The sequence below is a fragment of the Treponema endosymbiont of Eucomonympha sp. genome, from assembly GCF_001028545.1.
The window spans coordinates 1-11,039 of record NZ_BBPW01000022.1 but is presented as its reverse complement, the minus strand read 5'-3'; the positions used below and the strand labels follow the sequence as shown (position 1 = coordinate 11,039).

The 11,039-nt window shown below is 57.9% G+C and carries 9 protein-coding genes and 2 pseudogenes; 6 read left to right on the top strand and 5 right to left on the bottom strand.

Features of this window, described 5'->3' with window-relative positions:
* The 3 genes from AWU74_RS02065 to AWU74_RS02055 form a co-directional block, all read right to left on the bottom strand.
* Positions 1-334: glycogen/starch synthase (locus AWU74_RS02065; protein ID WP_187150794.1), on the bottom strand; the 334-nt coding region annotated here is incomplete at its 3' end.
* Positions 331-720: a chorismate mutase gene (locus AWU74_RS02060; protein WP_062327074.1), complete on the bottom strand. Its 390-nt coding sequence runs from the start codon at positions 718-720 to the stop codon at positions 331-333. The genes AWU74_RS02065 and AWU74_RS02060, both read right to left, overlap by 4 nt.
* Positions 721-774: 54 nt before the next feature.
* The gene (locus AWU74_RS02055) at positions 775-1,785 is read right to left on the bottom strand and encodes a magnesium transporter CorA family protein (protein ID WP_062327072.1); all 1,011 of its coding nucleotides are present in this window, start codon (positions 1,783-1,785) and stop codon (positions 775-777) included.
* 760 nt (positions 1,786-2,545) lie between these two features.
* Between AWU74_RS02055 and lepA the strand changes: the two genes are divergently transcribed.
* The gene (gene lepA, locus AWU74_RS02050) at positions 2,546-4,342 is read left to right on the top strand and encodes a translation elongation factor 4 (protein ID WP_062327070.1); all 1,797 of its coding nucleotides are present in this window, start codon (positions 2,546-2,548) and stop codon (positions 4,340-4,342) included.
* Positions 4,343-4,376: 34 nt separating this feature from the next.
* Here lepA and AWU74_RS02045 read toward each other — a convergent pair whose 3' ends face one another.
* Positions 4,377-5,243 (bottom strand): sigma-70 family RNA polymerase sigma factor, encoded by an 867-nt coding sequence (locus AWU74_RS02045; protein ID WP_062327068.1) that lies wholly within the window; start codon positions 5,241-5,243, stop codon positions 4,377-4,379.
* A 530-nt stretch (positions 5,244-5,773) separates the two neighbouring features.
* Between AWU74_RS02045 and AWU74_RS09945 the strand changes: the two genes are divergently transcribed.
* The 5 genes and pseudogenes from AWU74_RS09945 to AWU74_RS12575 form a co-directional block, all read left to right on the top strand.
* Positions 5,774-6,549 (top strand): IS5 family transposase gene (locus AWU74_RS09945; RefSeq protein ID WP_162504673.1). Its coding sequence is split into 2 segments (ribosomal slippage): positions 5,774-6,152 and positions 6,152-6,549, totalling 777 coding nucleotides; the frame shifts between segments, so codons are not numbered across the junction.
* The gene (locus tag AWU74_RS02030) at positions 6,506-6,916 is read left to right on the top strand and encodes a hypothetical protein (protein WP_062327064.1); all 411 of its coding nucleotides are present in this window, start codon (positions 6,506-6,508) and stop codon (positions 6,914-6,916) included. Before AWU74_RS09945 ends, AWU74_RS02030 begins: the two co-directional genes overlap by 44 nt.
* A 221-nt stretch (positions 6,917-7,137) precedes the next feature.
* On the top strand, positions 7,138-7,728 hold the full coding sequence (locus AWU74_RS02025) for a YggT family protein (protein WP_187150793.1): 591 nt from the start codon (positions 7,138-7,140) through the stop codon (positions 7,726-7,728).
* Positions 7,729-7,750: 22 nt separating this feature from the next.
* Positions 7,751-9,397 (top strand): annotated as a pseudogene (locus AWU74_RS12580) (PBECR3 domain-containing polyvalent protein); the annotation flags it as partial.
* Positions 9,398-9,598: 201 nt separating this feature from the next.
* Positions 9,599-10,810: pseudogene (locus AWU74_RS12575) on the top strand (ATP-dependent DNA helicase RecG); the annotation flags it as partial.
* Between the two features lie 37 nt (positions 10,811-10,847).
* Here the strand turns inward: AWU74_RS12575 and AWU74_RS11415 are convergent.
* Positions 10,848-11,039 (bottom strand): PIN domain-containing protein (locus tag AWU74_RS11415; protein WP_368853454.1); only part of this gene is annotated, 192 nt, incomplete at its 5' end.

Sequence of the window (11,039 nt, the reverse complement as noted above, 5' to 3'; positions counted from 1 at the left end):
CTTCGGCGGTGTAGGTGTATACGGCGCGGCGCGAGCGGAACAGTTCGTGCGCGACAAACACGATTTCGACTCCGTGGAAGGCGCCCGACGCGAACGATACGGGATATGTTTTGTCGCCCACCTGCACCGGATAGGTTTCGGCGGGCGCGCGGTAGTTTTCCACGGCGGAGCGGTCGGCAAACGCGTAGAGCGGCACGAGCGCCGTTACGCGGCAGCCGCGCTTGGCGAGTTCTTCGCAGAGCGCGCGCACCACGCTTTTGACGCCGCCCGCTTCCGCAATGCCGCCGTATTCGCGGCTTACGAACCAGAACAGCTCCGGCAACGCGCTGCTCATGCCCCGTCGTGTCCGGCAATATCGGGGCGCAGGCTCGCCGCCCCGCCGATATAGGCGTGCCTCGGTCGGGCGGTTTCCGGCAGGTACGCGATGAGCAATACGCGGATGACGCGCGGAAGCGCCCCGTCGATGCTCGGCTCTGCGCTGCAAAAAAGCGCGGTCTGGCGTGCGGTTCCGGCGACCGACGACTGCCGGAGCGCGGTGGCAGGATTCAGCGCGGTAATATCGGAGGTAACGGTGAAATGAATGGAGACGATATCGTCAGCCTGAAGCGCGTTCTGCGTGAAAAGTCGGCTGCACAAGGTGTCTACCGCGCGCACGACGCTTTCCGGCGTGTTTTCTGCGCACACCGCGCCGCGGATCCCAAATAAACGCTTGTTTGGCATAGGAATATCATACAGACGGCAAAAAACGCTGTCAACGTCCGCTTTTCGGCGAAACTAGCGCGCGCTTGTTTCCGGCTTCCGTGTTTTTTTGCGCCCTTCCCGTTTGACGCGGCGTTTCTTCGGGTGCTCGTCGGTGCGGTTCAGCATGAAATGCGCCGCAAGCGACGCGCCTATGCACAGCGCCAAAACCACCGATATGCCCACATAGCCGAAATTAGGCAGCGGCAGCGGGATATTCATGCCGAAGAAGCTCACTATGAGTGTCGGAACCATGAGTATCAGCGAGATAATGGTCAGCTTCTTCATGATGATATTCAGGTTGTTGGAAATCACCGACGCGAAAGCGTCCATCATGCCGGACAGAATGTCGCTGTAGGTGTCCGCCATTTCGATAGCCTGCCGGTTGTCGATTTCGACGTCCGCGAGCCAGTCGCGGTCGTCTTCGTCGAAATGCAGGAAACGGGTTTTGTACAATTTTTCCAGCAGAAGCTGGTTGCTCTTGAGCGACGTGGTGAAGAAAACGAGGGATTTCTCCAGATTCAGCAGTTTAATCAATTCGTCATTCTGGACGGAGCGCTGCAGTTCGTTCTGTATCAGCGTCGAGCGGCGGTTTATCTCCTTGAGGTAACGCAGAAACGTGTTGTCCGCGTGACTGAGCACGTGGATGATGAATGCCGGAAAATCGCTGAGCGAGAGCCGTTTTGCGCGGTTCTCGCTCAGGTCGTGCAGCACTTCGCAGTCCGTCCCGCAAATGGTAACGAGGCAGTTGCCCGACAGGATGATTCCCAGCGGGACGGTAACGTAGCTGACGTCTTCCGACGGCTGAAAAAGCGGGAGGCGGAGGATAATCAGCGTGTAGCCGTCTTCTTTTTCGACGCGCGAAAGCTCGTCCGTGTCGAGAATATCGAGAATGTGCTCTTCAAGCACGCCGTATTCGTCTTTTAATACGCGGATATCTTCGCGGCTTACCTGCCGCGCATCGAGCCACGCGCGGCGTTCGGAATCGCGCTCAGGGCTTTCGCAGCGCCGCAGTTTGTCGTTTTCCTGCTGCCAGAATGTTATCATCGGGGTGTCCTTTTATACACGGTCTGGGATAGGGCGGCGAGAGAGTTCGCCGTTCCGCCGCTTTACGGACACCGAACAGGCTGTCAGGGCTGCTTGCGGTTCCGCGCGGGGGCTTCTGTGTCTGTACACACACAACAGCTAAAACTATGACTGTCGCCGTCGTCCACGACGCGCCTCCTTGGGGTTTACGATACGCGGTCCACAAACCGCGCAGTGTTTATAGCATATGCGGAGGCGGTTTGTCCAGCCAGAGAAGCGGACGGCAAGCGATATACGGCGGGCGGAAAGGCTTTTGGCGCGCCCGCGCAGACTCTTCCCGCGCAGTCGGCGAAACCTATGCCCCCGTATCCCCGTTTCCAGAAATCAACGCCCCGACTCTAGAGACGAGTCTCGCGCGCCTAAGAACCGGCAACCCGTTCCTAGAGACGAGTCCCGTGTTTCTAGGAACCATGCTTTCGTTCCTAGAAACGAAGTTTTTGTTTCTAGGAATAAGCTATCTGTTTCTAGGAACCGAAACCCCGTCTCTAAGAACGGGGCGTCTATTTCTAGGAATGCGGACGGCGGGCGCTGCTCGCAAAACCTGCGGGGAAAATACGAGCGCCTGCTCCATGCCTTCTTTATCTGCCGAGTTCCCCGCAAGGAACTCGGGCGTTACCCGCGCTGCGCTGCCTTTATGTCGAGTTCCTTGAAGGAACTCGAACGTTCGGTTACCGCCGAACGCCGCTTGCCTATACGCCGCGTTTCCCCTACAATGCGGGCAATGACAGACATTTCCCGCAAGCGCAACTTCTGCATTATCGCGCATATCGACCACGGCAAGTCCACGCTCGCCGACCGCTTTATCGAAAAAGCCTGCATAGTCGACCGCCGCGACTTCCAGAACCAAATCCTCGACAATATGGATATTGAGCGCGAGCGCGGAATCACGATAAAGAGTCAGGCGGTAACCATTCCGTATGCCGCGCGGGACGGCACGGCGTATGAGCTTAACTTTGTCGACACGCCCGGACACGTCGATTTCTCCTATGAAGTATCCCGCGCTATCGCCTCGTCGGAAGGCGCGCTTCTCCTTATCGACGCGGCGCAGGGCGTGGAGTCGCAGACGCTGTCGAATATGTACCTCGCGCTGGAGCACGACCTGACGATTCTGCCCGTCGTCAACAAAATCGACCTGCCGAGCGCCGACGTCCCCGCCGTGAAGCGGCAGCTTGAGCATGACTTGGGGCTTGACCCTGGCGACGCCGTGCTGGTTTCGGCGAAAACCGGGCAGGGAATCGACGAACTGCTCGAGGCAATAGTGGCGCGCTTCCCCGCGCCGACCGCCGAAGCCGAAGCGCGCGCGCTCATCTTTGACTGCCATTATGACCCCTACCGCGGCGTCGTGGTGCACCTGCGCGTGTTCGGCGGCACATTCAAAACCGGCGACGGCGTGCGCTTCATGCACAACGGCGCGGACTACAAGGTGGAAAACGCCGGCGTGTTCCGCGTCAAGCTGGACGATACCGGAATCCTGAGCGCCGGCGACGTGGGATACATAATCGCCGGAATCAAGACCGTATCGGACGTGCGCGTCGGCGACACCGTAACGCTCAGCGGGAGCCCCGCGTCCGCGCCGCTCCCCGGTTTCAAGGAAGTAAAGCCCGTCGTGTTCTCGTCGATTTACCCCATAGACTCGAACGACTACGAAGAACTCAAGGACAGCATAGAGAAGCTTTCGCTCAACGACGCAAGCCTCGTGTACGAAAAAGACTCGTCCGTCGCGCTGGGGCACGGCTTCCGCTGCGGCTTTCTAGGGCTGCTGCACCTAGAGGTCGTGGAGGAGCGCCTCGAGCGCGACTTCGGGCAAGCGGTGATTTTTACCGCGCCGTCCGTTCGCTATGACGTAACGCTGACTGGCGGCGAGACGGTGCCCGTAGACAATCCCGCCGACTACCCCGACCAAAGCCGCATTGTCTCCGTCCGCGAGCCGTATATCCGCGCGTCAATCATCACGCCGACAGCCTATCTTGGCTCGATTATCGCGCTCTGCACCGAAAAACGCGGCGAGCAGACGAACATGCAGTACCTCGACGAAAAGCGCGTCGAGCTGACATACGAAATGCCGCTTGCCGAAGTGCTGTTCGATTTTTACGACCGGCTGAAAAGCTACAGCCGCGGCTATGCCTCGTTCGACTATGAAGTAACCGGCAGCCGGGACACCGATTTGGCAAAAGTCGACATCCTTATCAACGGCAAAAGTGTAGACGCGCTTTCGCAGCTCACGTTCAAGGGAAACGCGCAGGAAAAAGCCCGCCAAGTGTGCGAACGGCTCAAAGGCGAAATCACGCGGCAGCAGTTCAAAATAGCGATACAAGGAGCTATCGGAAGCCAGATTATCGCCCGCGAAACGGTGAACCCCCTGCGGAAGGATGTACTCGCCAAATGCTACGGCGGCGACATTACGAGGAAGCGGAAACTGCTCGAAAAACAGAAAGAAGGCAAGAAGCGCATGAAGATGGTCGGGAATGTGGAACTGCCGCAGTCGGCGTTCCTCGCGGTGCTGAAAGCGAAGGATTAGAAACTAGCCGCAGAGCATTTAGGGCTAATGCGGTTTATGCGACATAGGCTTCGAGACGGGACAGATGCTGCGGCTGCCGCAAGCGGCAAATCGCTTCCTTTTCGATCTGCCGGATGCGCTCTTTCGTCAAATGAAATTTGTCGCCGATTTCTCTGAGAGACATAGCTTTTTTACCATTCAGCCCATATCGGCACCGGAGCACGCCCGCTTCTTTTTTGCTGAGCGTCGAAAGCACGCCGTCGATATCCGCTGTCATAGACAAATACACCGCGCTGTTCTCCGGCGTTTCGTAGCGTTTATCTTCAATAAATTCCCCGATAGCCGTACCCTCTCCGCCGCTGTTTGAGCAGACTGACGCGTCAAGCGACACCATATCGCGCGCAATAGCGGTGATTTCGCGGACGCGCGCCGCGTCCATATTGAGGAGCTGCGCAACTTCTGCAACCTCTTCTTCTTCGGATTTATTGCTTAAAATCATTTTGCGCGCGCGTTCAATGCGGACAAGTTCATTTGCACGGTTCGACGGCAAGCGGATAGTCCGCGATTTTTCGCAAATCGCCTTCAAAATTGCCTGCCGTATCCACCACACCGCATACGAAATAAAATGGTACCCTTTTGTAATATCAAAGCGTTCAATTGCGGTCAGAAGTCCGATATTCCCCTCGCTGATAAGGTCAACCAAGTCAACGTTGTGATTCTGATATTTTTTTGCGACATTTACCACAAACCGCAGATTTGCCTTCACGATTTTATCTTTTGCCTTTTTGTCGCCTTTTGCGGCGGCTTGGGCAAGCGTCGTTTCTTCTTCCCGCGATAAAAGAGGTATTTTATTTATATCGCGTATATACAGTGCCAAAATACTATCAATTTTTCCCGCAAAAGCGGTTCGTGCTGTGGTCACTATAAGACTCCTTGCTTGCCGGCGGTTTGACAGGGATATTCGATTCGTGCCGGATATACATTATCTAATATAATGCAAATTTCGTGCCAACCATGAAAAAACAAGGAGGAAACGCTGCTCTGCGCTCGCTATTTAGCATAATGAGGGATAATTCAACGTCAAATAGCAAGATGCAACTATACTAGAAATACCAGAAGATTGCTTTACCAAAAGATAGGGCAGAACAAATCCACGCTTATTTGCTCAAGAATATCGGTACACTACATGACAGTGTGCCGTTTTAACACAGCGGCATAAAATAGCTGATTTTTCGGCGCACTGCGACTCAACACTGCTTTTCTCAAAGAAGAGGCGCTTAGCTGCAGTCCACGCCGTTCCCGTAGCCGACGGCTGCCCCGTGGCTTTCGCCGAAGGTTGTCAGCCGGAACGCGGTGCCGAATGTATTTTTCGCCATTTTTTGCTCCTCGCTCTCTTTGGCGCAAGCCTAGGCAGTGTGGACTGGATAAGGGAAAAGAGGTAAAATGGGAAGCATGAAAGAAAATGAAGGCATTCACCGGCACGATATAAGCGACGAGGCGTGGGAACGGATAAAAGAACTGCTGCCCGGACAGGCAGGAAAACGCGGGGGAGTGGCGAAAGATAACCGCTTGTTTATTAACGCGGTAGCGTGGCAGACGCGCACGGGCGCTCCGTGGAGGGATATACCGCCGGAATTCGGGAACTGGAACAGCATACACAAGCGGTTTTGCCGCTGGCGGGACAAGGGAATATGGAAAATGCTGGCGGACGCCGCAATAGGCGAGCCTGCCGGAGATATCTTTATGATAGATTCGACGTATATCAAGGCGCACGCGGACGCATGCGGGGCACGCGGCGGCACTCAGGACATTAGCCGCACAAAAGGGGGCTGAACAGCAAATTACATTTGGCGGTTGACGAGTACGGGATACCGGCAAGCGGCATTGTGACAAGCGGTACTGTCGCGGACTGCAGCCAAGCGCCTCTCCTTATGGAGGATTTGGAAGCGGAAGCGTTCCTTGCGGACAAGGCGTATGACACGAACGAGCTGCTCGATATGCTTAAGGAAGCGGATATAACAGCAGTCATCCCTCCGGTTAAAAGCCGGAAAGAGCAGAGAGCGTACAATCATGAGCTGTATCGGGCACGGCACGTCATTGAAAATGTCTTCCGTGCCCTCAAGCGCTGGCGGGGAATTGCTACGCGCTACGCAAAGCTCACCGCTTCCTTCATCGCCGCCATTCATGTCAGGTGTTTATTCCTCTACCTTCCAGTCCACACTACCTAAAACAAGCGAAGAGCCTGTCGACGTCGCGGGAAAAGACGAACTGTATCTCGGCTCGGTATCTGTTGAAGGATACTTTGAAGACGGCAAGTTTTACTGGAACTATTCGGAAAAAATCCTGACCGGGCTCAAAGCGGAAACAAAAACAGGGACGGTAAGCGGCAAGGAAATAACGCTTAAGCCTTCGTATTACGGAACGTCATCGGTAGTAAAGTATGATTCGCTCACCGACGAAAACTATATGCCTCCAGACTTTGTGTTTCATAACACCAACGAGTATCTTCCGAAAAACGCGCAAAACGAATCGCTGCGCAAGTTCGTTTTGATAGAGGTTCCGGCTGCGGCGGAAACGGAAACGCCGGTAAGATAAGCGCGCGGAAATAAGCGGCAGGGTCAGCATACGCCGCTTTGCCGCTTAAAAAGAAGGCGAACCCCGTGCCGGGGAACAAAAGAGCAGGGCGCACGTCCTGCTCTTTTGTTATGCCCGCCTCTCGCCCGCCAGCGCTTGAGACCGACACCCGCTTACGCGGGCGTTCGGCAAAGCCGAACGCCTTGATACTTTTGCGCGTTGCCGCTATCATTCCAAGAAATATGAGAATGCTATTCAACGCCTTTTCAGTCGCGCTCACCGTCTACTCGCTCCTCTGCTTTGTGCGAATCATGCTCACGTGGTTTGGCGGAAGCGTCAGCTATTCGCCCCTCGCCCGCGTTCTTTCGCAAGCCTGCGACCCCTACCTCGACCTTTTTCGCGGAATCCCCTTCCTTCGGGTAGGCTACCTCGACTTTTCGCCGCTCGTCGCGCTCGCCGCGCTGAGCGCGCTCTCGTCGGTCTGCGGCAGCATTGCCGCTACCGGCGCGCTCTCCGTCGGAACAATCCTTGCGCTCGCGCTCAGAATGTGCTGGTCGGTCGTCTCGTCAATACTGTCTTTCCTTATCCTCATGCTCGCCGTCCGCCTCGTCGCCGACCTTGTCGCGCCGAACAGCACGTTTCAGCTCTGGGCGACGCTCGACAGGCTCTTATGGACGCCCGTGTCGGCGATACTCCGGGCGGTGTCCCCCCGCCGCAGTCTTTCGCGCCGCGCCGGACTCGGCATTGCGCTCGGAGTCCTTATCCTGCTGAATTACAGCCTCGGCTGGGTCATGCGGGGCATAGCGGCGCTGCTGAGCCAACTGCCTTTCTAAGCCGCCCGCGCGAAGGGTCAGCGTGAAACTGGAAGAAATCAGGACGCCGGTATCTTCGATCGCCGGGGTCGGACCCGCCCTTTCCGCCGCGCTCGCGTCTCTGTCCCTGTACACCGTCGGCGAACTGTTCGCGCACTATCCCCGCGCTTTTGACGACCGCACCCGCCGCATTCCGCTCGCGCAGTTCGCGCAGCACCCCAAAGTGCACACCGTCGCGCAGGTCTTTGCCCACCGCTGGTTCGGCTTCGGCAGGACGCGCACCCTCAAAATCATGATTACGGACGGCAGCACCGACGCGGAGCTTGCCGCGTTCAACCGCCCGTTCTTGGAGAAGACGCTGCCCGTCGGCTCGATTATCAGCGTAACGGGCGCGTTTTCAGAGCGCTACGGCGCGCTCCAAAGCGCCTCGTTCGAGGCGGAACTCGTGAGCCGAGACGGAAGCCTCGCCGACTTTGCGGCGGGAGATGTCCCCGGTTCCGCCGTGTTGCCCGTCTACCCGCTCGCCGCGGGGCTCACGCAAGTACAGTTGCGGAAGATCATGCGGCGGGCGTTGCAGGGATACGGGCGCGGCATAGACAGCGACGTGCCGCCCGAATGCTTCGCCAAGCGCGGGTTTATGCCCAAACAGCAGGCGCTCCACGCGCTCCACAACCCGAAGACCCTCGAAGAAGCCGAGCATGCCCGCGCCTCGCTGATTTACGAAGAGTTGTTCTGCTTCCAGCGCGGGGTTGCGCGCCGCGCGCTGGAGCATAAAGGCGCGCTCCCGTCGCTCGCCGACGGTGCCCCGTCCCCGGAAAACCGCTTTGCAGACGCCGCTGATCTCGCCTGTTCGGATAGCGGCGCCGCCGAAGCGTTCGCCGGGACGCTGTCGCCGCGTCAAAAGCAGTTGCTCGAACGGCTGCCGTTCAGTCTGACGCGCGATCAGATGACGGTCATAGCCGAAATCAACGCCGACATAGACCGCGGCTACCGGAGCCGGGCAGCCGCGGCTGAAACGGGAGAGGCGGGGGCGAAACAAGGCACGACAAAAGAACCTTCGCCGCCGCTTACCAAAGCAGGCGAATCGGAAGCCAAGCCGCTCTCGCCTGTGCCGCCGCCTGCCAAAACCGTTAGACTGGATAAGCGGAAAACCAAACTGCTTGCCGACAGTCTTTTCGAGCAGAACGACAGAATAAATAAACTGAATGAACCGGAAACCAAGCCGGAAAAAAGCGCGACAGAGTCGACCGAAATACAGCGGAGAGAAGCGCCCGAATCTGCTGCCGTACAGAGCCGAATCGACGAATGGCTTTTGCCGGAAAACCTCGCGCAGGCGAAAGGCAAGAACGGCGAGGCGATATTTGCCCTCTTCGGGAAGGAACTCAAGCCGATTGCGCATATCGCACCGGAATACCTCGCGCTTATTGAGACCGAAATCGTCGACGCGCATATCTATTCGAGCAAGAGCTATTTTATCGACCACGCGCTGAATCATCACCCCGAACTCGCGCTCACCGAATACGCAAAGATACCAGAGATTATCTCCCGCCCTGACGAGGTGCGGCTGCACAAAAAGCGGAATGCGCTGATTTTCTTTAAGCGGTACGAGAACTACGGCACGTTGCTGATAGGGTTTGGCGCGAAAGCAAGCGACAAGCTTTACTATATAACGTTCTTTAATCAGACGGACAAAAAGAAGAGTCGATATCAGGCATTGCGCCTGATACCGACTCTTGAATCATCATTGGTAGTCGACCAGCCTACCATCAGGCACGCGGGCAAACCCGCGTCCGCCGGAGATCTTTCCGCTCTTAATGACGGTTCACAAAATATAGCACAATCCGTGCGGCGTGTCAATAATGAAGCGCCGGCAACCCCGCCAGTGTACACTATGGCGCGGCTGCTGCAGGGCGACGTGGGGGCGGGGAAGACGCTGGCGGCGTTTTTTGCCTGTGTCCGCGTGGCGGACTGGGGCGGGCAGAGCGCGTTTCTCGCGCCGACGGAACTCCTTGCCCGCCAGCACGCGGAAACCGCGGCGGAGCTGCTGTCGCCTCTGGGGATTCGCGTCGCGTACCTGACGGGCAGCGTTCCGCCCGAAGGAAGGGCGCGTCTGCTGCGGGCGCTCGACGGCGGCGCTACCGACGTGGCTATCGGCACACACGCGCTTTTTTCGCGGGGCGTCGCATACCGCGACCTGCAGCTTGCCGTCATAGACGAGCAGCACCGCTTCGGCGTGCTTCAGCGGAACGCCATAATCGAGAAGGGGCGGAAGCCGTTCGCGCCGCACCTCCTGATGATGAGCGCCACGCCGATTCCGCGCACCCTTGCGCTCACCGCGTTCGGCGATCTGGATATATCCGTGATTCGCTCCCTGCCGCAGGGCAGGCTTCCGGTCAAAACCTATCTTGCCCGAATGGGCAACGAGCAGAAGGTGTACGACTTTGTGCGGCGCGAGCTTGAGGCGGGTCATCAGGCATACTTCGTATACCCGCGCATAGAGGACGCGGACGGCGGCACTTCCGCGCTGAAGAACGCGGAGGATATGTACCGGTATCTGTCTGAGACGGAGTATCCGCAGTTTGCCGCGGCGCTCATTCACTCCAAAGTGGACGAGGACGCGCAGCACCGAATCCTCCGCGACTTCCGCGCGGGCACAATCAGGGTGCTGGTCGCGACGAGCGTGGTGGAGGTGGGCGTCGATAACCCGAACGCGACGTGCATGGTCGTCGAGCACGCCGACCGCTTCGGGCTTGCCGCGCTGCACCAGATTCGGGGGCGCGTCGGGCGGGGAAGCGCGCAGTCGTACTGCTTTCTGGTGTACGGCACAACGATGAGCGAAGCCGGCGCGCGGCGCATGAAGGCGCTCCGCGAAACCGCCGACGGGTTCCGCATTGCGGAGGAAGACCTGCGCCTGCGCGGGCCGGGCGAAATCAGCGGCATTCAGCAGTCGGGCTACCTGACGCTCGGCATCGCCGACCTTGCGCGGGATACGGAGCTGCTCGAAATGGCGCGGGAGGACGCGTTCCGCGAAGCGGAACGTTCGAGTTCGCCGCACGCCTGCGGCGTGCTTACCGAGTTTGCTTCGCAAACTCGCTTGGCATAAAGGCTTTGCCTCTATGCTTTTTGCCTGTGGGCGAAGGCTATATCGTCCAATCCTCAATATCCAGACGCGGCACGCGGCTGAATTCCTTGGTATTGTGCGTTATTAAAACCCCGCCGTTTGCCAATACGGTCGCGGCAATGACGAGGTCATTCGGCCCGATGCTCTCCCCGTTTTTCTCCAGATATGCGCGGACAGCCGCGTACTGTCTGGCGGCAGCGCCGCCGAACGG